This window comes from Actinopolyspora biskrensis (genome assembly GCF_013408175.1).
GTDB classification, from domain to species: domain Bacteria; phylum Actinomycetota; class Actinomycetes; order Mycobacteriales; family Pseudonocardiaceae; genus Actinopolyspora; species Actinopolyspora biskrensis.
On sequence record NZ_JACBYW010000003.1, the window covers coordinates 560,662 to 584,100 of the forward strand.

Here is a 23,439-nt window from a genome sequence, read left to right on the forward strand (position 1 = left end):
CTCCGCTGTCCCGCCGAACCGAGGAGCGGTTCGGCGGGGCAACCGCTCCCGGCTCTGGGGCACCACCGCGTTCGGCCACGGCAGCGACGGCCCCGAGCCGCCGGTATCCGATCAGGACCGGTGGAACCGGGTCACACCGGCGCCGGGGCGCCACAGCCGCACCACCAGCTGCTGCCCCTCCACCGAGGTGAGCACCACCTCCCGCAGGTCCAGCCGGAACAGGTGCAACGACCCCGGCGGGGGCTGCTCCTCCGCGCGGTAGTGGTCCAGCTCTTCCTCCGCCGTCACCTCCACGGCGTGCGCGGTGATCTTGGCGTCGCCGCCCTCCATGTTCTCGTCCGAGGGGTGGGCGTGCAGCGCGCAACGTGGATCGCGCTGCAGGTCGCGCGCCTTGACCCCCCCCAGCATGGAACCGAACGTCAGATCGGCGCCGTGGAACTGGACCTCGGTCCCGCTCACCCGCGGCGAACCGTCACCGCGCAGGGTGGCCAGCACGTGGTGCGTCCCGGCTTCGAAACGTGCCCGGACGGCCGAGGCGAGCTCCGGGGCCTCGGTGGTGAAACGCTGCCATGTGGTCATGGCGCGAACATCCCACGAGGCCCCGACAACCGGTCCCGCTCGGAAGTGCCCGGAGCCGGTGGTCTCCTCCCCGGACGGGTTCCGCCCGGCGAGCACGAACTACGGGTTCCGCCGCTCCGAGCCCCCGGCGGGAACGATCCACATCGCGTGCCCGCTGCCGCTGGTCATCCTGGCCCGCACCGTCGTGGTGGCGTCCACGCGCTCGCTGGTCACCGCCACCGCGTCGGGGTTGTCCTCCAGGTCGGTCTCCGGCGAGTCCGTGTAGAAGCGCGCCACGTAGCTGCCCGCGCCCAGGAAGTCCAGCGGCACCTCCACGGTGCGGGCCCGCTCGTCGGTGAGGGTGCCGACGAACCACTGCTCGCCACTGCGCCGGGCCACGCTGATGTAGTCGCCGACCGCGCCGTCGACCACCCGCGTGTCGTCCCACGTGGCGGGGACGGCGCGCAGGAACTCGAACTCCGGGGCGCCCCGGTAGTTCTCCGGGACGTCGGCCAGCATCTGCACCCCGCTGAGCAGCACCGGGTACAGCGCGATCTGATGCGCCCTGGTGGTGTGCACGCGCGTACCGTCGTTGTCCGCGCCGTGGGGGTCCTCCGGCGACTGCTCCGGGAACCAGGTGATGTCGAAGATCCCCGGCGTGTAGTCCAGCGGCCCCGAAAGCATCCGGGTGAAGGGCAGCGTCACGGTGTGCTCCGGCGGGTTCCCCCCTGGACCAGGCCTCGTACTCCTGCCCCTTGACCCCCTCGCGTGAGACGAAGTTCGGCCAGGTCCGCTCGATACCGGTCCCCTTGATCGGCTCGTGCGCGTTGATCATCAGCCGGTGCTCGGCAGCCTTCTCGACGACCCGCTGGTAGTGCCGCACCATCGTCCGGTCGTGGTGGTAGTGCTTCTCGATCACACCGGCGTAGCCGGTCTTGACACCGGGGATCCCGAGTCGCTCGTACTTGGCGAACGCCTCGTCGAGCTGCTCCTCGTAGTTGTCGATCCCGCCGCCGGTCTCGTTGTGCGCGAGGAACCGGACATCCCGCTCGCGCCCGTACTCCACCACGCGTTCCAGGTCGAACTGCGGATTCGGAGTGCTGAAGTCCTGCTCGTTGGCGAAGTCGTCGCCCTCACCGGTCTGCCACCCCTTGTTCCAGCCTTCGGCCAGCACGTAGGGGATGCCGTTCTCGGAGGCGAAGTCCATGTAGCGCATGACGTTGTCGGTGGTGGCACCGAGGTCCGGCCCGGGGGCCCAGCTGTTCCGTCCCTTGGGGATGCTCCACCACACGCCGACGTGGGTGGCCGGCTCGATCCAGGAGGTGTCCCGGATGGCGCACGGCTCGTTGAGGTTGAGCACCAGGTGCGACTCGACGAGATCACCGGGGCGCCGCCCCGGGGTGAACGTGCGCCAGGGCGTGGAGAAGGGCCCGGTTGAGCCGGGCCTTGAGCCGTCCCTCGCCCTTCAGCGGTGCCAGGGCCGTTCGCAGCGACGGCCCGCCCTCGATCTTGCCGAGGGTGGCCTCCGGATAGTCGTAGAGCGCGGCCTCGTGCAGCGCCAGGTACAGGTCCTCGGCGATCCGGACGGTCAGCGGCGTGGCGGCCGATCCGATCCGCTGCCCGGGATCGTCGCGTGGTTCCTGCCAGTCGGCCAAACCGCCGATGCCGGACAGCGGCGTCTCGGTGTACAGGTACTCGTAGGAGTCGTAGTTGGCCGGGATGGACCAGGCCGCGTGGTTGCCGGTGAACCGGAACTCCGTGTGCTCGTCGAGCACCTCGAAGTCCCGCCACCTCTCTCCGAACAGGTAGCGAAAGCCCACACCGTCGTCGAACACGCGGAAGTGGATCGGTCAAGACGCCGGAAACACGTCTGCCGACGCAGTCGGCCACCTGGCGTGGCGAGGAATTCGGCCACTGTGGCGCCGCGGGCGACCGCACCGCGGATTCGAGGGTGTGCCGCCGCGGAGAATTCGACGCCGCGCGCCACCGGCTCGACCGTCCGGGGGACGTGAGAACCCTTCGTCGGACACGTGTCGTTCGGGAGGACACGTGGCTCGGGGATCACCGGAGGCGTGAGCGACCTTCCGCGGGCCGGACGGCCCGCCGCGAGCCGCTCGTGGGCTCAGTCCTCCTTGCGCCTGCGGCCCCCGCGCTGCGCTGCCGCCGCGCCGGCCACCGCCTCGGCCGCGGCGTTGCTGCTTTGCTCGCCGTGCTGGGAGTCCCCGCTGTCGGAGTCCTGGGCCGCCTCGGTGCTCTCGGCCCTGGAACGCCGGCTCGCCCGCTCCTCCGAACGCGTGGTTCCGTGCGCCGCTTCCTCCTCGACGGAGGCTTCCCCGGTGGGTTCGTTCCGGGCTTCCTGCCCGTCCGCGGACGGTTCGGGCTCACCCGCGCCGTCCTCGCCCCGAGGTGCGTTCTGCCCGGACTCCTCGCCCGCCGTCTCGCTCGGCGTCGCGGTTCGGTTCGGCTCGCCGCCGTCGACCTCCGGTGGCCGAGTGGCCGAGGGCCCCTCGGGGAAGTCGAATTCGTGCCACTCGAAGTCGTGCACGTCGATCTCCGGCAGTTCGAGCTCGCTGTGGAGCTCCCCGAAGATCGGAGTTCCGGGGTCGGATGTCGCCTTGCTCACCGCTTCGCCCTCCCAATCACTCTCGAAGCGAAGCCGGAGCCCCGGCGTCGTCGCCCGTCCGAGGTTCCGGCATGGTGCCCCACGTGTTCGGGGCTCCCCCGGCCGGGGGCCGCGCGCCCCACGGCAGGACCGCGGATCGCCCACGTCGATGAAACGCGGAGTACACGGCTGCCACGGGATAAGTTGTTCGATCTCCTCCGTTCGGGTGAAGATTCAAACCACGTAACCGCGTCGCAACCAAACACCATCCCAGAGCAACGAAGTCAAAACAGGCGGGAATTCCGAACCGTGGTGAACACCACGAACCACCGGGGAGCGCCCACTCCGGACAAATCAGAAAGCGCAGCGCAGCAAGCTGAACAGTACGGCCCCGCACTGTCAACGAACAGTGACGTGCGCCATCCAGCGCCGTGGCGAGCGCTCCGCCGAGTGAGCGCCGCTCGGCGGACCGACCCGCCGCCCCCGCCGGGAGCGCTTCAGCCCGCCCCAGGTACTTCAGCCCCTACGCAGTCGGCACCGCCGCCAAGCAACCACCTACGCCCAACCGAGTCCCCGAAAAATCCGTCACGCCAACGCGAGCGCTTACGAGCCTGAGCACCCCGACCGACCGCGGGTTCTCGGTCCCGGGTCTCGCGAGGACGGCCTCGACGTTGTGCAGGTGCCTACCCGATGTCGAGGATCCCGCAGCGAGACCCCGACCGAGGTTCCGCCGGGCGACCGGCCAGGCAACCCGACCCCGCCGACCTCCACTCAGGGAATGTGGCGGCCGGAAATGGCCCTGGCCACCACGAGCTGCTGGATCTGCTCGGTGCCCTCGAAGATGTCGTAGATCTTGGCGTCGCGGTGCATCCGCTCCACCGGGTACTCCCTGGTGTAGCCGCTGCCTCCCAGGACCTGGATGGCGCGCTCGGTGGCCCAGGTGGCCACCCGGCCCGCCTTCAGCTTCGACATCGAGCCTTCCCCGGAGGTGAACGGGACCTCGTTGCGTCCCATCCAGGCAGCCCGCCAGACCAGCAGTCGCGCCGCGTCGATCTCGGTGCGCATGTCGGCGAGCGTGAACGCGATCCCCTGGTTGTCGACGATGGGGCGGCCGAAGGTCTCCCGCTGTCCGGCGTACTCCAACGCCTGCTCGTAGGCGGCTCTGGCGATGCCGATCGCCTGCGCTCCTACGGTGGGCCGGGAGAGCTCGAAGGTGCGCATCGCCTGTGAGCTCGACTTGCCGCCCTCCCTGGCGCGTGCGAGCCGCTCGTCCAGTTTCTCCTTGCCCCCGAGCAGGCACCTGCCCGGAACACGCACGTCGTCGAGGAAGACGTCGGCGGTGTGCGAGGCCCGCAGACCGTGCTTGCGGATCTTGCTCGGCGAGGAGAGCCCGGGAGTTCCGGGCGGGACCACGAACGCGGCCTGCCCGCGCGATCCCAGCTCGGGGTCGACCACGGCCTGAACCACGTGGACGTTGGCGATCCCCCCGTTCGTCGCCCAGGCCTTGTGCCCGTTGAGCACCCACTCGTCCGTGGCCTCGTCGTAGACCGCGCGGGTGCGCATGGCCGCCACGTCCGAGCCCGCGTCGGGTTCCGAGGAGCAGAACGCCGCGACCCGGGGGTCGTCCGCGTCCCCGTAGCACTGGGGCACCCACTCGGCCAGCTGGTCGGGGGTCCCCGCGGAGAAGATCCCCGCCACGGCCAGCGTGGTTCCGAAGATCGCCATCCCGATCCCGCCGTCGCCCCAGAACAGCTCCTCGTTGGCGATCGGCAGCGAGAGTCCCGTCTCGTCCGCCCAGAAGGTCGCCAGTGTCTCGAACCCGTACAGACCGACCTTGGCCGCTTCGGAGATGACGGGCCACGGTGTTTCCTCGCGCTCGTCCCACTCGGCCGCGGCGGGGCGTATCTCCCGCTCGGCGAATCCGTGCAGCCAGTCGCGCAGTTCCCGGTGCTCTTCGGTCAGTTCTAGCGAGAAGCTCATAACGTCCTCGGCGGATCGGGGGTACGACTCGGAGGGGAGGTGCTCGTGTTCCGCCCGCGGGCGGGGAGGTCTGTCACGCCTTCGGGATCTGGAAGAGCTTGGTGAGTCCCGCGGCGAATCCCACGTCGCCCGCGACCTTCAGCTTGCCCGTCATGAACAGCATCGGCGCCGAAGCGTTGCTGGAGGCGAGCTTGAGCAGCTCGACCGGTCCGAGCATGACCGTGACCCGAGGTTCCCGTTCCGGGGTCTTGCTCACCGTGCAGGCGCCTTCCGAGAGCACGCACTCGTAGCGCAGCACGCCGGGGTCGTCCTGCCCGTCCGTGGAGGAGTCCCCCGGGGCGGCGGAACCGTCCAGGTTGATGCGCCAGCGCACCACCGCTTCGGTGCCGCCCGCCTTGTCGGAGCGGTAGTGCTCGCCCATGCGCCGGAACACCTCGTCCAGGATCCGCTCGGCCAGCTCCGGGCGCGCCATGACGGCTCTGAGCTGTTCGTCCGAGGCCCGCGAGATGAGCCTGGCGAACTGTTGCGGCTCCAGGGAGCTGAGGTCGACCTCGGCGTCGTCGGCCGCCAGCTCGGAGGCCGCTTCCAGCAGCGCGACGAATTCCTCGCTGCCGAGTTGCTTCGGGTCCGTGGAGCCGAGGGCGGCGATCGGGTCGGATTCTGTCATGTGAAAGCCCTCCATTACCTACTCACGAGTAAGACTACTCCGGAGTAGGTAAAGCGGCAAGGCAGTTTCGATCAACCCCGCTCCACTGTACGCCGCCCGGCCCTGTTCCGGACCTCCGAAGCACCCCGAGATCACCGATCACCGAACCAAGTCGGCGGACGGCACCCGGGACCTTGCAGAATGGTGTGCCGGCTTGGGTGCTCAGCCTGAGTAGCGTGCGAAGCTCCGGCGCGCGAGCCGGGCGGATCGCGCGACCGGGTCGCCCGCGCGAACGCCCCGGCTCGGCGGGGCGCCGGCTCACGCACCGGCACCCGAGCACGCACTCAAGCCGCCGCGAAAGGACTCCTCAGGGTGCAGGACGCGAGACATCCCCGGGCCGAGCGGTCCGGACCCCCCGCCAGGCCACGTTCCCGACGGCTGCCCCGCGAAGTGCGCGAACGCCAGATCCTGGACGCCGCCGTGCAGGTGTTCGCCCAGCACGGCTACCACGAGGCCGCGATGGACGAGATCTCCGAGGTCGCCGAGATCTCCAAACCCATGATCTACACTTACCTCGGTTCCAAGGAGGAACTCTTCGTCGCTTGCATTCGACGGGAGGCGAACCGGTTGATCGACTCGATCGGCCAGGCCGTCGAGGCGAACCTGAGTCCGGACGAGCAACTCTGGCGTGGCCTGCGAGCCTTCTTCGAGTACGCCAACGAGAACCGCGCCAGTTGGACGGTCCTGCATCGCCAGGCCAGTACCCAGGGGCAGCCCTTCACCGCCGAGCTCTCCGAGTGGAGGCAACGCGCGCTGAACCTGGTAACGGCACTGCTGGCGCGCGCGAGCGGCACCGACGAACAGCCTGTGCCGCACGAGCAGATGCAACCGTTCGCCGCCGCGCTGGTCGGCGCGGGGGAGTCCATGCTCGACTGGTGGATCGACCACCCCGAGTACACGGCCGACGCGTTGTCGATGCGACTGATGAACCTGGTCTGGATGGGTTTCGGCGACATGGTTCAGGGGCGGAGGTGGAAACCCTACGAGTAGCAGCTCACAGCGGAGCTCTGCGTTGCCGGCCGGTCAGCCGTCACGTGAGCCGCGCCCCGCTGCGTCGGAGGGCGCCTCGCGCAGCGGCCTGCACAGCGTCGGGACCGTCCTCGCGAGCGAACCCGCAGCGGTGCGAGTCGCCCGGATGGATTCCTCGCCCCTCCCGCGCCGAAGAGCACCAGCGAGTCACCACAGTCGAACGAGAACACGGAGGTAACCCTTGCGGCTGACCCACTACGGTCACTCCTGCGTACTGGTCGAGATGTCCACGGCCCGGCTGCTGATCGACCCGGGGACCTTCTCCGAGGGCTTCGACGCGCTCCGTGACCTGGACGCGGTGCTGATCACGCACAAGCACCCCGACCACCTGGACACCGAACGCCTGCCCGCCGTACTGCGCAACAACCCGAACGCCCGGCTGGTGGCCGACACCGAGTCGGCAGCGGCCCTGTCCGAACTGGGCACCACGGCCGAGGTCGCCCAGGCCGGGGACGCGTTCGAACTCGCCGGGGTACCGGTCGACGTGGTCGGTGGTCGGCACGCGGTCATCCACCGGGACATCCCCGTCATCGCCAACATCGGCTACCTCTTCGACCACGGGGCCTTCTACCACCCGGGGGACTCCTTCCACGTGCCCGAGCAACGGGTCGACGTGCTCGGCCTGCCCACGGGGGCACCGTGGCTGAAGCTCTCCGAGGCGGTGGACTTCCTGCGGGAGGTGGCCCCGCGCATCACGGTCCCGATCCACGAGGCCGTGCTCTCCGTGCCGGAGATGCACTACAGCAAGTTCGAGCAGCTCGGCCCGGAGGGGAACACGGTCAACCGCCTCCACAGGGGCGAACCCACCGAGATCCCCCAGCCCCAGCAGGCGTGACGGCCGGTCCGTCGGTCAGCTGGTCAACGGGTCCGGATTGGGGACCCCGCCCCGCGTTCCGGGAACCGGAAGCGGGGCGCGGTCCCGCGGGACCAGCTGACCGTAGGTAACCGGTCCGGCCCCGCGCGCCAGCGCGCCGTCCACGGCGTCCGCCACGGCCAGCCGTCGCCGCGGGACCAGCAGGTCCGCGGCGGAGACCGCGAGCCGCGTCAGCCACCTGCCCTCCAGCACCGCCCGTTCGGTGCCCACGCGCAGGGCTCTGCAGCGCCCCGCCTCCCCACGTGGCCCGGTGAAAACCCGCGCCCCTGCCCGGTGCGTCGAGTCCTCGCGGAGATCACGGACCACGGTGGGACCGACGCAGAGCCCGAAGCCCGAGTCGCGCAGCGCGTGCAGAGCGCCGCCCGAAACGCGGTTCGCCCGCACCGCGAACGCCTCGGTCGACAGCCCGCGGGCCTCGAGCACGGCGTTCGCCGCGGCCAGCCACAGCCCGGCCTCGTGCCTCGGCAGGAAGCGCGGGGCGTCGAAGGCGCTCCCCGCGCGCTGGAAGACCCCGCCCGTCCCGTGCAGCACCGGGAAGTCGCCCCGCTCGCGACGCCGGAGCAGCCACTCGGACACGGCCGGGTCCGTCAGCTCGGCCGGTGGCACCAGCAGCGACAGCGCGACGCCACGGGCTTCCATCGCCGCGGCGAAGCGCTCGCAGCGGTCCAGCGCCTCCCCACCACCGATGCCGTACAACGAGACCACGAGCCGCGTACCCACGGCCCTCATGGGGCCATCCCGCTCTGAAGACGACGTGGCCGGAGGGCGAAACACCGGTGGCCACCGGGAGAAGGGACGGTGTCCCTCCCGACGCGGCCGCCCGGACGCCCGCGCGGCAGCAGGGCCTCGCGGCTCGGGCGCCCGCGGTCAGCCGTCCACGCGGGGGTTCGTCACGAGTCGGCGGAGTCCGCGGGCCAGTCGGCCAGATCACGTCCGGTGATCCGCTCGTAGGCCTCGACGTAGCGCTGCCTCGTGGCCGCCACCACCTCCGGGGGAAGCGGCGGGGGCGGCGCGTCGGCGGAACGATCCCAACCGGACTCGGAGGAGGTCAGCCAGTCCCGCACGTACTGCTTGTCGAAGGAGGGCTGTGCCCTGCCCGGCTCGTACTCGTCGACGGGCCAGTAGCGCGAGGAGTCCGGGGTGAGCACCTCGTCGGCGAGAACCGGCTTCCCGCCCTCCCCGACGCCGAACTCGAACTTGGTGTCCGCGAGGACCACGCCCCTGCCACGCGCGTGCTCGGCGGCCCGCTCGTAGATCCCCAGGGTCAGCTCCCGGAGCTGCTCCGCACGGCGCGGGCCCACGGTGTCGGCCACGGCGGCGAAGCTGACGTTCTCGTCGTGATCGCCCAGCTCCGCCTTGGTGGCCGGGGTGAAGATCGGTTCCGGAAGCCGCGAGGCCTCGGTGAGGCCGTCGGGCAGCGGCACCCCGCAGACCTCGCCGGTCTCCCGGTACTCGGCCAGGCCGGAACCGCTGAGGTAACCGCGCGCCACGCACTCCACGGGCAGCATGTCCAGCTTGCGCACCAGCAGCGCCCTGCCACGCACCTCGGCGGGGATGCGCGGGTCGTCGCCCGCTGCGACCAGGTGGTTGTCGACCAGGTCCCCGAGCAGCTCGAACCAGAACACGCTCATCGCGGTGAGCACCCGTCCCTTGTCCGGGATCGGTGTCCGCAGCACGTGGTCGTAGGCGGAGATGCGGTCCGAGGCGACCAGCAGCAGGTGGTCCTCGTCCACTTCGTAGAGTTCACGGACCTTGCCCGCCGCGACCGGGCGGTATTCGGAAAGCGCGACCACGAGCCGCATTCTGCCTCACCCGGCCGGGCGGCGAAGTAGCGGGCCGTCGAGTGCCCGGCCACCGGACAAGCGGCGCAGCCGCTCTTCACCACTTACGCGGTCGGCACCGCCGCGGGTTCTCCCGTGGTGCTCTCGCGAGGAAGGCCCGACGTCGTGCGGGCCGCTGCCCGATGTCGGGCCTGGCCGGAGCGAGAGCCCGCGAGAGGTTCCGCCAAGTAGGTACCCACGCGGGCCGAGGCACCGGCTCTCCCCGTTCAGAGGATCGGCGCGGGGGTGTAGGCCGCCGCATCGGGATGCCGCTCGACGACCGCGTTGATCTCGGAGATCACCTCGCGCACCTGAGTGGCGGCCGCCCCGGTGAACTCCAGCGGGTCGGACAGCAGCTCACCGAGCCGCTCGCGGTCCAGCGGCAGCCGCTCGTCCGCGGCCAACCGGTCGAGCAGGTCGTTGCGCTCCAACCCCCGCTCGCGCATGTCCAGAGCCACCGCCACGGCGTTCTCCTTGATCGCCTCGTGCGCGGTCTCCCTGCCCACACCGGCCCGCACGGCCGCCATCAGCACCTTGGTGGTGGCCAGGAACGGCAGGTACCGGTCCAGTTCCCGGTCGATCACGGCGGGGAAGGCGCCGAACTCGTCCAGCACGGTCAGCATCGTCTCCAGCAGCCCGTCGAAGGCGAAGAACGCGTCGGGCAGCGCCACGCGCCGCACCACCGAGCAGGAGACGTCCCCCTCGTTCCACTGGTCGCCCGCGAGCTCGCCGGACATCGAGACGTATCCGCGCAGCACCACGGCGAGCCCGTTGACCCGCTCGCAGGAGCGCGTGTTCATCTTGTGCGGCATCGCGCTGGAGCCGACCTGCCCCGGCTTGAAGCCCTCGGTGACCAGCTCCTGCCCCGCCATCAGCCGGATGGTCTTGGCCAGGCTGGACGGTGCCGCGGCCAGCTGCGAGAGCGCGGTCAGCACCTCGAAGTCGAGGGACCGGGGGTAGACCTGCCCGACGCTGCCGAGCACCTTGCCGAAGCCGAGGTGTCCGGCGACCCTGCGTTCCAGCTCGGTCAGCTTGTCCAGGTCGCCGTCGAACAGGTCCAGCGCGTCCTGGGAAGTGCCCACGGGACCCTTGATGCCGCGCAGCGGGTAGCGCGCGAGCAGCTCCTCCAGCCTGCGGTAGGCCACGAGCAGTTCGTCGGCGGCCGTGGCGAACCGCTTGCCGAGCGTGGTGGCCTGGGCCGCGACGTTGTGCGAACGGCCCGCCATGACCAGCTCACCGTGCTCGCCCGCCAGCTGCCCCATCCTGGCCAGCACCGCGACGGTGCGGTCGCGCGCGTGTTCCAGACTGCGCCGGACCTGCAGCTGCTCCACGTTCTCGGTCAGATCGCGCGAGGTCATGCCCTTGTGCACGTGCTCGTGCCCGGCGAGTTCGTTGAACTCCTCGATGCGCGCCTTGACGTCGTGCCTGGTGACGCGCTCCCGTTCGGCGATCGACTCCAGGTCGACCCGCTCCAGGGCCCGCTCGTAGTCCTCGATGGCCTCTTCGGGAACCTCGACGCCGAGCTCGGACTGCGCCCGCAGCACCGCGAGCCACAGCTTGCGCTCCAGGACGACCTTGTGCTGCGGAGACCAGAGCTTCACCAGCTCTGGTGAGGCGTACCGGCTGGCCAGTGCGTCGGGAATGCTGGGCTTGTCCGTCACGGTCGGCAAGGATACCGGCGGCCCTGATCGCACGACGCCGGAGCTCCGATTCCGCCCAAGGGAGTGCGCGGGTCGGTTCGCGTGGGTGGTTGCCGCGCAGGTCCTCGCGCGGTCTCGTGCGCGGGTGCCCGGCATCGGGTGGCGGCCCGCACGACGTCGGGGCCGTCTTCGCGGGAGCACCACGGGAGAACCCGCGGCGGCGCCGACCGCGCGGGTGGAGGAGAGCGGATCCGGCGCTCTCCCGACGACCGACCCCGACCGAGCGAGCACTCGCCCGAAGCCCGCGGCCTCTGAGATCGGGAGCTTTCCCCGAGATCGGCGGTACGGCCTCGCTCCCGCCGAGGCATGACGACGAACTCGCCCGCTGGGCGAGGACACGCCGCGGAGTCAGAGCAACTGAGCACGCAGCATCCGCCGGGCCGCGCCCCTCGGATCGGGATCGCTCTCGATCAGCGCGTTGACCACCGCACCGTCCACCAGGGCGATCAGCTCGAACATCCGCTCCCTGCTGATCTCCATCCCCGACCTGGTGAGGATCTCGCCGAGCAGGTCGTGCAACCGCGCGGCCAGCTCGCGCATCAGTTCGGCCAGGCCGGGTCTGCGCGGCGAGCCGACCAGCCGCTCGTAACGCAGCAGCACCGACTCCGTGCCGCCCTGCCGCGAGGCGGTCCCCAGCAGCAGGTCCAGGATCAGTTCGATGACGTCCTCGGTGCCGTGCGGCTGCTCGGAAAGCAGTTCGAGCCGGCGCCGCCCCTCCGCGAGCTCCCCTTCGGCCTCGTACCGCACAGCGGCTCCGATCAGCTCGTCGAGCGAGTCGAAGTAGTAGGTGGTGGAGGCCAGCGGAAGCCCGGCGCGCTCGGCGACAGCACGGTGCCGGACGGCCGCGAACCCTCCTTCCGTCAGCAGTTCGGCCGCGGCCACCACCAGCAGGTGCCGCCGTCGTTCGCCTTTCGGAGTGCTCGCCGCCGTCATCGTGCCGATCCTAGGGAAGAACGCTCGGCCGGAAGACACGCACGCCCAGCATCCGCTGGGGGCGGGCTCGTCACGCGCGGGCCGTTCAGTGCCCACCTCCGGCCAGGTTCAACCCGAACACCCCGGCGATGATCAGCACGATCGAAACCACCTTGATCACGGAGACGGTGTCGCCGAGCCAGACCATGCCGATCACGGCGGTCAACGCGGCCCCTATCCCGGTCCAGACCGCGTAGGCCGGACCGACGGGCAGCGCGCGCATCGCCCAGGCGAGCCCGGCGAAGCTGCCCGCGGCGAGCACGAGGAAAGTCACGCTCGGCACGAGCCTGCTGAATCCCTCCGAGAGTTTCAGGGAAACGGCCCACCCGGCTTCGAGGAAGCCGGAGATGATCAACACCAGCCAGGCCATCGGCAGCGCCTTTCCACGAGAGGGCGATCAACGTCTTCCGGCGGCTACCCTACCCAAAAAGTGGCACGGCCGTACCACTACGGTGTGCGGAACCACCACCGTGTTCCGACGAGCCCCCGGCACGGAGGCGAGACCTCCGGCAGGAGGGTTCGTGCGGCTCGGGTGCTCGGCCGACGCGGCAAGGTGCCGAATCACGTGACGGCTGCCCGACCACCCGCGCAAAGCTCCGCCACGAGTGTCAGAAGGACCGTGTGCGGGCGTAGGTCCCGTCCCCGTGGGCCTCGGCGAAGCTGCGATGACCGGCATCGTCCAGCTGAGGTGTGATGCACGATCCGTTCGCCCCCGCCGTGCAGCTCAACTCGGCACCGTCGCTCTCCCGGCGCAAGGTGGCCACCGAACCGGGTGCGGCGTCCTCCAGAACGGCCCAGACCGTACGACAGGTGGGACTGTAGTGCAGCCGGACGACGGCCGTGGTGGGCTCGTTCTGCCGCGGCCAGTCCCGGTAGAGGTGGCTGTAGAACACCCGCACACGTGTCGGATCGGCGCACTCGGTCTCGTAGGGGCTGCTGCCGTCCGACTGACGGGTCACCGCGGAGGTCCGCCGCGAATCTCGGACGGACTCCTCGGCCCGCTCCGGGAGCGACCGCTCGTCGGGCAGCACGGCGAGCACCCCCGCACCCCCGCCGAACAGCAGGACCAGCACGAGCAGAATCGCAGGTCGGAACGAGTACCGGAGCGTCTTTCCCCGAGCGGGGGACTCGGGGAGGCGTTCCACGGGAGCGACCTCGTCCGATTCCGCGGAGTCCTCCTCCAGGCCGACCCCGCCCCCGGGCGCCCCCTCGGGATCCTCCCCCGCGGCCGCCGGAGCGACGTCGGCGCCGGACTCACGCGCGCGGGGGCTCCCGGAGGAGCCCGCCACCCCGGACGGCTCCGCACGTGACTCCGGGACGTCCGCGGTGCACGGCTCCGCGGGTGCCTCGGGCGTCGCCTTCTCCCGGAGACGCCACTCGCGCTGGGCGCGCTCCCACAGTTCGCGGAAGGGAGCGGCGTCGACCCCCAGCAGCTCGAGCAGCGTCTCGTAGTAGACCCACTCGGGCAGACTGCGCTGGTCGGTCGCGGAGGGATCCGGGGTGAACACGCGGCTCAGCGTCGCCAGCGTCAACGTCACACCGCCCGAGGAGGTGCTGCGCATGCGCAACTGCCTGAACGAGGGGCGCCCCGCTCGCAGGCAGCTCTCCCTGAGGCGCTCGGTCAGCGCACGCGTGTACGGCGGGACCTCCGGGTCCAGCGGTGTCCACCCACCGCGCCGCGGTGTCGCCATCCTGCCCCCATCGACCCGGTAACCAGCGGTCCCCAAGGCCGCACCGGATCCGCCGAACACACTTCCACAACACGATCAAGACCTTTGTGTTCGGGATCATAGCAGGTCGGAACTCCGGAACGTTCCGCGTAGCGGCGTAACGCTGGCGCGGTGCCTCGCGCAGCGGCCAGAGTGACCTCCGTGCAGATCGCACTCCACTGCGGAAGGGAGAAGCAAATGCGCAAGCACGGAATCGCTCTCATGGGCGCGACGCTGGCACTGACCGGGGCCCTCGGCGTCCCCGCGGCGGCCGGGGCCACCGCGGAACACCGGGAAGCCGGTGCGGCGAGCGCGGCGGCCCCGGCGGACAAGGCCCCCGGCTGCGTCCGGGTCACCCAGAACAAGGGAGTCGAGTCCACCAAGGTGAAGTTCACGAACAAGTGCAAGAAGAACCAACGCGTGAAGGCGATCATGGCGCGCGGCAGGGACAGCCGGTGCATCTCGGTCGCCCCCAAGAACACCCGGAGCCACGTTTCGTACGGCGCACGTCCCTACCTGGACAAGGTCGTCTCGTGCTGATCCCGCCGCCCGCCCGCTGAGCGGCGGGCGGGCGGAACGGAGACACCGGCTGTGCTCACCTGCCCGGGACGGGCACGGCCGGTTCTCCCGGCACCGGTGCGCACTCGCCATGCCACGTGCGCACCGGGGTCACAGTTCGTCGGCCAACCGCTCGGCGATGTCGCGCAGTTCCGCGGCGTAAGGGGCCTGTCCACCGCTGTCCGGGCTGCTGCGCAGCGTCAGCTCCCGGCCGCTGCTCGCGCGGACGGTCACTTCCACCCCGCCGTTCCGGTTGCGCTCCAGTTCGGCGTCGCCCTCGGTGGGACCCGCGGCCGCCGGCCCGAGGACCACCGCCACGTTGCCGCTGGCCGAGCCCCGGCTCAGCTGGAAGGAGGCCGTCTTCGCCTCGGGGGGACAGTCCGCGGCGGCCACGGGCGCGCTCGCGGTGGAGACCTCCGTCAGCTCCTCCGAAAGCTCGCTCGCCAGCCGCTGGTCCGGAGGACCGCATCCGCCCGACTCGCCCCCTCCGGGGACGGAGAGCATCGTGGGGGCCTTGCCCTCACCGCCCGCACGCGGCTCCGGGCCGTCCGGGGCCGAAGCGCTCGGCGGGGGATCGGCCCGGGTGCTGACCTCCGGTTCGAACCAGCCCGCGCCGAAGCCGACACCGGTGACCAGCACGGCCAACACCGCCGTGGAGCCTCCGACGGCCCCGATCCGCCTGCGAGCCGTCACCCGGCGGGAAGCCCTGGCCACGTCGTTCTCGTCGAACGTGGCCTCGGGCGCGGCTTCCGCCGCGTCCCGGAACAGCTCGGTGAGATCACGCTCCTGCACTGTCCGACCTCCTCACGACATCGACCGCAGATCGCCGAGCGAGTCCCCCAGAGCGGTTCGGAGCGCCTCCAGCCCCCGCGCCGTCTGGCTCTTCACATTGCCCTCGCTGCACTTCATGACCTCGGCGACCCCGGCCACGTCGAGTCCTTCCAGGTAGCGCAGCACCAGCACGGCCCGCTGCTTGGGCGGCACCATGCGCAGTCCGGCGAGCAGCGTGCGGCGAGTGGCCACGGAATCGTCCACGTCCGGGTTCCCGGCAGGCCGTTCGGGGAGCTGCTCCACCGTCCGCTCCCGGCGCCACGGCTTCCGCGACTCGTCGATCACCGCACGCGTGAGGGTCCTCCGGACGTAGGCGTCCAGCGCGTCCTTGTCGCGTATCTTGCGCCATTTGCGGTGCACCGCGATGAAAGCGTTCTGGGCGAGGTCGTCCGCGCGGTGCCAATCGCCGCACATCATGTACGCCATCCGACGCACGGCCTCTCTCCGAGCCGCGAAGTAGTCCGCGAACTCCTGCTCCTCGCGTTGGTCCACGCGGAAGCCTCCGCTCGTTGCGTGCCGACACGTACCAGGACGGAACGTCCGCCCTTCACGGTTGCACGTCCACCGGGTGCGATCACCACACCCCCGCCGGAATCGCGGTCGCTCCCAGGGGCGAACACCCGATTCCCCACCGGCGTCCAGATATGGTGTGATCTGTTCGTGACCAAATTGATGCCGATCGATCTCCGTTCCGACACGGTGACGCGTCCCGACGAGCGGATGACGGCGGCCATGGCCGCCGCGGAACTCGGCGACGACGTGCTGGACCGCGACCCGACCATGCGGAAGCTGGAAACCAGAATCGCGGAACTGCTCGGCACCGAGGAGGCGCTGTGGGTACCCAGCGGCACCATGGGGAACCTGATCGCGCTCTCCGTGCACCTGCAGCGCGGGGACCGTTTCCTCGCGCCGCGCAAAGCGCACGTGCTCACCCACGAGCTCGGTTCGGCGGCCTGGCTCGCCTCCGGGATGCCCGAACCCCTGAGCTGGGACGCGGGCCCGGGACGCCCCACTCCCTGGCTGATTCGCTCCGAAGCGGCCGACACGGGGCGCTACGACGCGTTGCGCACCAACCTGCTCTGCCTCGAGAACACGCACAACGGGGCCGGGGGCACGGTCATCCCACCCGACGAACACGCGCAGCTGGTGGCCGCGGCCAAGGACAACGGGCTCAGGGTTCACGTGGACGGCGCGCGCATCTTCAACGCAGCGACCGCGCTGGGCGTCCCTCCCGCGGCCCTGACCGTGGGAGCGGACACGGTGCAGACCTGTCTCAGCAAGGGCCTCGGCGCTCCGGTCGGTTCCGCGGTCGCGGGCAGCTCCGACTTCGTCGAGCAGGCCCGCCGCATGCGCAAGATGCTCGGGGGCGGCGTCCGCCAGGGCGGTGTGCTGGCCGCGGCCGGCCTGGTGGCGCTGGACCGAACCGAGAGACTGCGCGGCGACCACGACAACGCGAAGAAGCTGGCCGACGGGCTCGCCGAACGCGGCTGGAACATCACCTCGCCGCAGACGAACATCGTGCTGGCGTCCGTCCCGGACGTGCAGCACAGTCTCGAGTGGCTGCGCGGACTCGGCGTGCTCGCCGTGCCGATGGGCGGCAGACTGCGGTTCGTCACGCACGGTGACGTGAGCTCGGCCGACATCGACGAGGCGCTGCGCCGGGTGGACCAGGGAGCCTGATAGGGCTTCCCGGGGCGGGTCGTCGGTGGGTCCGGGGGGTGCCTTCGGCTCAGGCGGCGCCGAAACCTCCGTCCGCGCAGTCGACGGCGCCGTGCGAATCACCTCGAGAACGGTTCCCAGGAGGTCGCCAGACGTGCCCGCTTCGCCCGAACCCCCGCGCTGGGTGGTTTTCGACTACGGCGGCGTCATAAGCAGGCCCACCGGTGCGCTGCCCCGGATCGCGGCCGAGCTGGGGCTCGACGGTTCGGGCGTGCCCGAGGTGACCAGCGCGTACTTCGCCGAACGCGACGCCTACGACCGGGGCCGCGTGGACCGCGAGTACTGGGAGGCGGTGGCCGGACGGCTGGACAGGACCGTGGACGCGGAGCTGGCCGAGAAGCTGACCCGGATCGACATCGCGGGGTGGTCGGATTTCGACCCGGGAACCCTCGCGCTGCTCCGGGACCTCGGGGCGCGGTCGTCCGAACTGGCTCTGCTGTCCAACGCTCCGGTCACGTTCGCGCGGACCGTGGAGCGGATGCCCTGGACACGTCACTTCCGGCGGCTGCTCTTCTCCGGCGATCTGGGAACGGCCAAACCCGACGAGGGCGTCTGGCGAATACTGCTGGACCGGCTCGGGGCCGCACCGGGGCAGTGCCTGTTCTTCGACGACGGTCCCGCCAACGTCGAGGCGGCCCGGAAAGCGGGGCTCGAAGCCGAACTGTGGCAGGGCCCCGAGCACGCGCGCGAGGTGCTGCGCTCACGCGGCGTCCCCGGCGTCGGGGACGGTCGCTGACCCGCGCGGGGCTCCACCGGCCGGCAGCCGCCCGCCGGCGCGTGCCCGGGAGAGCCCCGCACGCGCCGGAGCACCGTTCACCGCGCGCGGTCCTTCAGCTGCTTGTCGTCCTTCTTCGCCCAGCCGATCGCCGCCGTGGCCAGGAACAGCACACCACCGAGCACGGCGATCCAGAACAGCCCCTTGACCACGAACCCGATGATCGCTCCGCCGACCGAGACAACCAGCCAGAGCGCGAGCAGCCCGAGAACTACCTTCCACCACATCTCAGCTCACCTCGCCACGAAAGAGGGCTCCGCGGAGCACGGCGGGAAACAGGCGCTCGATCCCACCGTGTGAAGCCGTCCCCGCCAGCGTCCCACAACTCGTCCCGGGCGAGGTCCCGCGCGTTCGAGAAACCTCGGGCTGGTCGTCGGGCGAGCGGCGCAGCCGCTTTCCCCCGCCCGACCCCTCGGGCGAATCGAGCAGCAGGCCCGCTCAGGAGTTCCGGGTGGAACCGCTCTTCCGGGGAAGGGTGAGCTCGCCCCGGGCCGCGCGGGCCGCGATGTCGGTGCGGTAGTGCGCACCCGGCAGGTGCACCGCATCGACCCGGCGGTAGACCTCCTCCCGCGCGGACTCCAGGTCCGCTCCGGTGCCCACCACCGACAGCACCCGGCCACCAGCGGAGACCACGCTCCCGTCCGGGCGGACCCGAGTGCCGGAGTGCAGCACCCCGGGGGCGTCGGAACCACCGATCACCTCGTCGACACGCGGCCGTCCGGGGTAGCCCTCCGCCGCGAGAACCACCGTCACGGCCGCACCGGGCAGCCACTCCGGTTCGGGCTGCTCGGCCAGCTCACCTCGCGCCACCGCGTCGAGCAGACCCGACAACGGGGTGCGCAGCATCGCGAGCACCGCCTGGGTCTCCGGGTCACCGAACCGGCAGTTGAACTCGACGACCTGCGGACCGGACGAGGTCAGCGCCAATCCCGCGTAGAGCAGCCCCGAGAACGGGGTCCCGCGGTTCGCCAGTTCGTCGACGGTGGGTTGGACGACGGTGCGCACCACCTCGTCGACCAGCTCCTCGTCCGCCCACGGCAGCGGGGCGTAGGCACCCATGCCACCGGTGTTCGGGCCGACGTCGCCGTCGCCGACCCGTTTGAAGTCCTGCGCGGGCAGCAGCGGACGCACGGTCGAGCCGTCGACCAGGCACAGCAGGGAGGCCTCGGGGCCGTCCAGGAACGATTCGAGCAGTACCGGGTGCCCGTCCTCCAGCAGCTTCAACGCGTGCGCGCGGGCCGCGTCGAAGTCCTCGGTGACCAGCACGCCCTTGCCGCCGGCCAGCCCGTCGTCCTTGACCACCCAGGTCGGACCGAAGTTGACCAGCGCGGCGTCCAGCTTGGCCGGGTTGTCCACCGTTTCGCTGTGCGCCGTCGGCACCCCGGCCGAGAGCATCACGTCCTTGGCGAAGGCCTTGGACCCCTCGATGCGCGCGGCGGCCCTGGAAGGGCCGAAACAGGCGATCCCCTCGGCGCGGAGCGCATCGGACACGCCGGCGACCAACGGGGTCTCCGGGCCGAGGACCACCAGGTCGGCTCGCCACCCGACGGCGAGTTCGGTCACCGAGGCCGGATCGGACACGTCGACCGGATACGACTCGGCGAGCACCGAGGTTCCCGCGTTGCCCGGAGCACATGCCAGAGCGGTCACCGCGGGGTCGCGGGAAAGCGCCAGCACGATCGCGTGTTCCCTGCCGCCTGCACCAATCACGAGGATGCGCACGCCCCGCAGCGTAAAGCTTCGGGTGGGGAGAACAACCGCCCACCCCCGCCGAACGGGTGAAGCGAGTCGCGAAGAGTTCACCGCGACGTAGAAGTACGTAAGTACACATTTGATCGCGCGGCACCCGGCCGTGCGGGATACTGCCCTCCGTTGAACACCGGCCCCTTCACGAGGAGGTACTCCGCCGTGCGGAGCAGAACCCGACCACGCGCGGGAGCGCTGTTGTGCGCCCTGACGCTGTCCGCGCTCTCCGTCTGCGCTCTGGCACCCTCGGCAGGTGCCACGCAGGGCGCACCACGGCATCCCGACGAGGGGGAGTCCATCGAGGTCTTCGGCCACAGGGGCGCGTCCGGCTACCGCCCGGAGCACACCCTGGCCTCCTACGAACTGGCCGCGCGGATGGGGGCCGACCACATCGAGCCCGATCTCGTCCCCACCAAGGACGGCGCGCTCGTAGCCAGGCACGAGAACGAGATCAGCGGCACCACCGACGTGGAGCGGCACCCCGAGTTCGCCGACCGCAGGACCACCAAGGTCGTCGACGGTGAATCGGTCACCGGCTGGTTCACCGAGGACTTCACCCTGGACGAGCTGAAGACGCTGCGCGCCACCGAGCGGCTCCCCGAGATCCGGCAGCGGAACACGGTCTACGACGGCCGCTTCGAGATACCGACCCTCCAGGAGGTCATCGAGCTGAAACGGGAGCTGTCCCACGAGCTCGGCAGGCGGATCGGGATCACACCGGAGATCAAGCACCCGAGCTACTTCCGCTCGGTGGGACTTCCCGTGGAACCCCGCCTGGTGCGCGCGCTCGACCGCAACGGGCTCAACGACCCGCACGCCGAGGTCGCGGTGCAGTCCTTCGAGGTGGGCAACCTGCGCCGGCTGGACCGGCGGCTGCGGGTCGACCTGGTCCAGCTGGTCTGGAGCAGCGGGGCCCCGTACGACTTCGTGGAGAGCGGGGACCCGCGCACCTACGCCGACATGGTCACGCCCGCGGGGCTGCGGGACGTCGCCGAGTACGCGGACTGGGTGGCCCCGGTGAGCACCATGATCCTGCCCAGGGACGAGCAGGGGTACCTGGAGGAGCCGACGCGGTTGGTGGAACACGCCCACCGGGCGGGGCTGAAGGTGCTGCCCTACACCGTTCGGGCCGAGAACACCTTCCTGCCCGCCGACTTCCGCGGCGCGGGCGGAGAAAGCGCCTACGGGGACGTGTTCGGCTTCCTCCGCGCGCTCTTCGCCACGGGGGTCGACGCGGTGTTCGCCGACCAGCCCGACATCGCCGTGCGCGCCCGTGAGTGAAAGGGTCGGCGGTGCCGGTTGCTTGGTGAGTCGGTTAGCCGGCACGTGAGTCGGCGCCTTGCTGTGTTGGGCCGCTCTTGAGTAGCCACACGCGACGAGCGGCCCAGCCTTGCGATGCATCCGACTCGCGCACCGGAGCTTCTCGTCCTGGTCAGGCTCACAGCACTCGCGTTGGGGTGCGGCCTTGCACCGGAAGTGCGCAGAGCACCTGGACCGGCACTCCCGCCCGAGGGGCGCTGTCCAACGAAAGCGCTTACGAGCCTGAGTCACCGGCACCGCAGCGGGTTCTCTCGTGGTGCTCTCGCGAGGACGGCCCCGACGTCGTGCAGGCCGCTACCCGATGTCGGGGCACCCGCAGCGAGAGCCCGCGAGAGGTTCCGCCACCCGCACCGCCACGCAACCCGCACCGGGAACGGTCACGCAATCGCGTGGCGCACGATGGTCTGCTCCCTTCCGGGACCGACCCCGATCGCCGAGATCCGCGCCTGGGCCAGCTCCTCGAGCCGTTCGATGTAGGCCCGGGCGTTGGGGGGAAGGTCCTCGAAGGTCCGGGCTCCGCTGATGTCCTCGCGCCAGCCGGGGATCTCCTCGTAGACCGGCACCGCGTGGTGAACCCCGGTCTGGGTCATCGGCATCTCGGAGGTGCGCATCCCGTCCACGTCGTAGGCGACGCACACCGGGATCGTCTCCAGCCCGGACAGCACGTCGAGCTTGGTGAGGAAGTAGTCGGTGATGCCGTTCACCCTGGTCGAGTAGCGGGCGATCACCGCGTCGAACCAGCCGGTGCGCCGGTCCCTGCCGGTGTTCACGCCGACCTCGCCACCGACCTTGCGCAGGTTCTCCCCGGCCGCGTCGTTCAGTTCGGTGGGGAACGGACCGGAACCGACCCGCGTGGTGTAGGCCTTGAGGATGCCGACCACCGAGTCGATCCGGCTGGGACCGATTCCCGCGCCTGCGCACGCACCTCCGGAGGTGGGATTGGACGAGGTCACGAACGGGTAGGTCCCGTGGTCCACGTCCAGCAGCGTGCCCTGCGAACCCTCCAGCAGCACCGTCTCGTCCCGGTTGAGCGCCTGGTCCAGCATCAGCTTCGTCTCGGCGACCCGACCGGCGAACCGCTCGGCCTGCGCGAGCACGGTGTCGACCACCTCGTCGGGGTCCATGGCACGCCGGTTGTACACCTTGACCAGCACCTGGTTCTTGTACTCCAGCGCGGCCTCGACCTTCTGGCGCAGGATCTTCTCGTCCAGCACGTCCTGGACGCGGACGCCGACGCGGGCCACCTTGTCCTGGTAGCAGGGGCCGATGCCGCGCCCCGTGGTTCCGATGCGCTTCTTGCCGAGGTAGCGCTCGGTGACCCTGTCCATGGCCACGTGGTACGGCATGACCAGGTGCGCGTCCGCCGACAGCGAGAGCTTGGAGGTGTCGACCCCCCGCGCCTCCAGACCGTCCAGCTCCTCGAGCAACGCCTCCGGGTTGACGACCACGCCGTTCCCGATGACGTTGTGCACCTCGGGGCTGAGGATCCCGGAGGGGATCAGCTTCAGCGCGAAGTCCTGCCCGTCCGGCAACACCACGGTGTGCCCGGCGTTGTTTCCCCCCTGGTAGCGCACGACCCACTGCGCCTGCTCGCCGAGCAGGTCGGTCGCCTTACCCTTTCCCTCGTCACCCCACTGGGCGCCGATCAACACGATTGCCGGCATGTGAAACTCCAACCTGTCACTGGAGGCGGTCTGTGCAACTGGTAACGGCGGGTCATCGCTGTCGGTGGCCACGTCTGCGCCGCCACTCCAAGGAAGGCCCGGCACCTGCCAATGCCGGTCGATCAGGGTAAACCAGGAGCGTAACGTGACTACCACCGCACTATCCTGCGGAAACGTCGACATCGAAACACGCCCGACACGCGCGGGTCTGCGATGGTTCGAACTCCCCGCCCAGCCGTCACGCACCGACGTCGATCCGATACTCGCGGAGTCCGAGGGGCGCGTTGTCGTGCACGGCACGGACGCGGATCTCGCCGCCGTGGTGTTGCGCCTGCTCCGCAAGGGCCTGCTGGACGAGCTGGCCGTCGGCTACGTTCCGGTGGAGAAGTCGCCCGCCGGTGAACTGTGGTCGGTCCCGGCGGGCCGGTTCGACCAGGCGCTGGACGGGACCGCCCGCCCCACCCCCCTCATCAGGGACGACTCCGGGGGCGTGCTGCTCGGGCTGGGCACGATCGACCCGATCACCGGGCAGATCTACTGCGACGACCGGCGTGTGCTGCACGGCCCCGCGCGGTCGGTGGAGGTGTTCCCCGATCCGGGGGCCTCCGCACTGCCCGAACCGACCGACGATCCGCTCGCGACGCAGCCCGCGCCGGTCACGGACGGTCTCGTGACCAGGGTCACACACCGTGGTCTGCTGCGACGGCGCCGGGAGACGGCGGGCGGCCGAGCTGTGCAGGCCAGTTTCGAACAGGCCACCGTGTACCGGGACGGGGTGGCCCACCCCAGGCCGCTGACCCGCTGCGCCTGGTACCGGCACACCAGGGACCTGCTGCTGGTCCGCCCCTAGTCAGGGCTTCGTCAGCTCGGTTCGTG

At 70.7% G+C, this 23,439-nt stretch carries 24 protein-coding genes and 1 pseudogene; 7 read left to right on the forward strand and 18 right to left on the reverse strand.

The window, feature by feature from the left end:
- Positions 1-111 precede the first annotated feature (111 nt).
- The 7 genes and pseudogenes from FHR84_RS10980 to FHR84_RS11000 form a co-directional block, all read right to left on the reverse strand.
- Positions 112-579 carry a pyridoxamine 5'-phosphate oxidase family protein gene (locus FHR84_RS10980; protein ID WP_179535345.1) on the reverse strand — a complete coding sequence of 156 codons (468 nt, stop codon included), beginning with the start codon at positions 577-579 and terminating at the stop codon, positions 112-114.
- A gap of 99 nt (positions 580-678) precedes the next feature.
- Complete coding sequence (locus FHR84_RS21995) at positions 679-1,263, reverse strand: glycoside hydrolase family 97 C-terminal domain-containing protein (RefSeq protein WP_218862641.1); 585 nt, start codon at positions 1,261-1,263, stop codon at positions 679-681.
- A gap of 112 nt (positions 1,264-1,375) precedes the next feature.
- A pseudogene (locus tag FHR84_RS22000) lies at positions 1,376-1,951 on the reverse strand (glycoside hydrolase family 97 catalytic domain-containing protein); the annotation flags it as partial.
- Positions 1,938-2,393: a glycoside hydrolase family 97 N-terminal domain-containing protein gene (locus FHR84_RS22005; protein WP_218862642.1), complete on the reverse strand. Its 456-nt coding sequence runs from the start codon at positions 2,391-2,393 to the stop codon at positions 1,938-1,940. The gene FHR84_RS22005 and the pseudogene FHR84_RS22000, both read right to left, overlap by 14 nt.
- Positions 2,394-2,680: 287 nt before the next feature.
- Positions 2,681-3,181: a hypothetical protein gene (locus FHR84_RS10990; protein ID WP_179535346.1), complete on the reverse strand. Its 501-nt coding sequence runs from the start codon at positions 3,179-3,181 to the stop codon at positions 2,681-2,683.
- Positions 3,182-3,931: 750 nt separating this feature from the next.
- Positions 3,932-5,140 carry an acyl-CoA dehydrogenase family protein gene (locus FHR84_RS10995; protein WP_179535347.1) on the reverse strand — a complete coding sequence of 403 codons (1,209 nt, stop codon included), beginning with the start codon at positions 5,138-5,140 and terminating at the stop codon, positions 3,932-3,934.
- A 73-nt stretch (positions 5,141-5,213) separates the two neighbouring features.
- Positions 5,214-5,807: an SCP2 sterol-binding domain-containing protein gene (locus FHR84_RS11000; RefSeq protein ID WP_179535348.1), complete on the reverse strand. Its 594-nt coding sequence runs from the start codon at positions 5,805-5,807 to the stop codon at positions 5,214-5,216.
- A 351-nt stretch (positions 5,808-6,158) separates the two neighbouring features.
- Here FHR84_RS11000 and FHR84_RS11005 point away from each other — a divergent pair, with 351 nt between their 5' ends.
- Together FHR84_RS11005 and FHR84_RS11010 are read left to right on the forward strand one after the other, a co-directional pair.
- Positions 6,159-6,836, forward strand: coding sequence for a TetR family transcriptional regulator (locus tag FHR84_RS11005; RefSeq protein ID WP_179535349.1), 678 nt, complete (start codon positions 6,159-6,161; stop codon positions 6,834-6,836).
- A 220-nt stretch (positions 6,837-7,056) separates the two neighbouring features.
- A complete protein-coding gene (locus tag FHR84_RS11010; protein ID WP_179535350.1) occupies positions 7,057-7,710 on the forward strand; it encodes an MBL fold metallo-hydrolase in 654 nt (217 codons plus the stop codon).
- Positions 7,711-7,725: 15 nt separating this feature from the next.
- Here FHR84_RS11010 and FHR84_RS11015 read toward each other — a convergent pair whose 3' ends face one another.
- The 6 genes from FHR84_RS11015 to FHR84_RS11040 all read right to left on the reverse strand — a co-directional run bounded on the left by FHR84_RS11015 (position 7,726) and on the right by FHR84_RS11040 (position 13,932).
- Positions 7,726-8,478 (reverse strand): polysaccharide deacetylase family protein, encoded by a 753-nt coding sequence (locus tag FHR84_RS11015; protein WP_179535351.1) that lies wholly within the window; start codon positions 8,476-8,478, stop codon positions 7,726-7,728.
- 161 nt (positions 8,479-8,639) lie between these two features.
- On the reverse strand, positions 8,640-9,542 hold the full coding sequence (locus tag FHR84_RS11020; RefSeq protein ID WP_179535436.1) for a phosphoribosylaminoimidazolesuccinocarboxamide synthase: 903 nt from the start codon (positions 9,540-9,542) through the stop codon (positions 8,640-8,642).
- A gap of 254 nt (positions 9,543-9,796) precedes the next feature.
- Entirely contained in the window at positions 9,797-11,230 is a 1,434-nt protein-coding gene (gene purB / locus FHR84_RS11025) for an adenylosuccinate lyase (RefSeq protein ID WP_179535352.1), read from the reverse strand.
- Between the two features lie 387 nt (positions 11,231-11,617).
- The gene (locus FHR84_RS11030) at positions 11,618-12,202 is read right to left on the reverse strand and encodes a TetR/AcrR family transcriptional regulator (RefSeq protein WP_179535353.1); all 585 of its coding nucleotides are present in this window, start codon (positions 12,200-12,202) and stop codon (positions 11,618-11,620) included.
- 85 nt (positions 12,203-12,287) lie between these two features.
- The gene (locus FHR84_RS11035; RefSeq protein WP_179535354.1) at positions 12,288-12,611 is read right to left on the reverse strand and encodes a DMT family transporter; all 324 of its coding nucleotides are present in this window, start codon (positions 12,609-12,611) and stop codon (positions 12,288-12,290) included.
- Positions 12,612-12,849: 238 nt separating this feature from the next.
- A complete protein-coding gene (locus FHR84_RS11040; protein WP_179535355.1) occupies positions 12,850-13,932 on the reverse strand; it encodes a DUF2690 domain-containing protein in 1,083 nt (360 codons plus the stop codon).
- A 216-nt stretch (positions 13,933-14,148) separates the two neighbouring features.
- Between FHR84_RS11040 and FHR84_RS11045 the strand changes: the two genes are divergently transcribed.
- On the forward strand, positions 14,149-14,490 hold the full coding sequence (locus tag FHR84_RS11045; RefSeq protein ID WP_179535356.1) for a hypothetical protein: 342 nt from the start codon (positions 14,149-14,151) through the stop codon (positions 14,488-14,490).
- Between the two features lie 129 nt (positions 14,491-14,619).
- Here FHR84_RS11045 and FHR84_RS11050 read toward each other — a convergent pair whose 3' ends face one another.
- Both FHR84_RS11050 and FHR84_RS11055 read right to left on the reverse strand, forming a co-directional pair.
- Positions 14,620-15,300, reverse strand: a complete 681-nt coding sequence (locus FHR84_RS11050) for a hypothetical protein (RefSeq protein ID WP_179535357.1) — start codon at positions 15,298-15,300, stop codon at positions 14,620-14,622.
- A 12-nt stretch (positions 15,301-15,312) separates the two neighbouring features.
- Positions 15,313-15,831: a SigE family RNA polymerase sigma factor gene (locus FHR84_RS11055; protein ID WP_179535358.1), complete on the reverse strand. Its 519-nt coding sequence runs from the start codon at positions 15,829-15,831 to the stop codon at positions 15,313-15,315.
- Positions 15,832-16,011: 180 nt separating this feature from the next.
- On the opposite strand from FHR84_RS11055, the gene FHR84_RS11060 reads away from it, so the two are divergent.
- On the forward strand, positions 16,012-17,019 hold the full coding sequence (locus tag FHR84_RS11060; protein WP_179535437.1) for a GntG family PLP-dependent aldolase: 1,008 nt from the start codon (positions 16,012-16,014) through the stop codon (positions 17,017-17,019).
- 133 nt (positions 17,020-17,152) lie between these two features.
- Complete coding sequence (locus FHR84_RS22410; protein ID WP_179535359.1) at positions 17,153-17,794, forward strand: HAD-IA family hydrolase; 642 nt, start codon at positions 17,153-17,155, stop codon at positions 17,792-17,794.
- 77 nt (positions 17,795-17,871) lie between these two features.
- On the opposite strand, the gene FHR84_RS11070 is transcribed toward FHR84_RS22410, so the two are convergent.
- Together FHR84_RS11070 and purD are read right to left on the reverse strand one after the other, a co-directional pair.
- Positions 17,872-18,060: a hypothetical protein gene (locus FHR84_RS11070; protein ID WP_179535360.1), complete on the reverse strand. Its 189-nt coding sequence runs from the start codon at positions 18,058-18,060 to the stop codon at positions 17,872-17,874.
- A 211-nt stretch (positions 18,061-18,271) separates the two neighbouring features.
- On the reverse strand, positions 18,272-19,555 hold the full coding sequence (purD, locus tag FHR84_RS11075) for a phosphoribosylamine--glycine ligase (RefSeq protein WP_179535361.1): 1,284 nt from the start codon (positions 19,553-19,555) through the stop codon (positions 18,272-18,274).
- Positions 19,556-19,741: 186 nt separating this feature from the next.
- Here purD and FHR84_RS11080 point away from each other — a divergent pair, with 186 nt between their 5' ends.
- Positions 19,742-20,860, forward strand: a complete 1,119-nt coding sequence (locus tag FHR84_RS11080; protein WP_179535362.1) for a glycerophosphodiester phosphodiesterase family protein — start codon at positions 19,742-19,744, stop codon at positions 20,858-20,860.
- A 416-nt stretch (positions 20,861-21,276) separates the two neighbouring features.
- On the opposite strand, the gene FHR84_RS11085 is transcribed toward FHR84_RS11080, so the two are convergent.
- A complete protein-coding gene (locus FHR84_RS11085) occupies positions 21,277-22,563 on the reverse strand; it encodes an adenylosuccinate synthase (RefSeq protein WP_179535363.1) in 1,287 nt (428 codons plus the stop codon).
- Positions 22,564-22,708: 145 nt separating this feature from the next.
- Between FHR84_RS11085 and FHR84_RS11090 the strand changes: the two genes are divergently transcribed.
- A complete protein-coding gene (locus FHR84_RS11090) occupies positions 22,709-23,413 on the forward strand; it encodes a hypothetical protein (protein ID WP_179535364.1) in 705 nt (234 codons plus the stop codon).
- Positions 23,414-23,439: the final 26 nt, after the last annotated feature.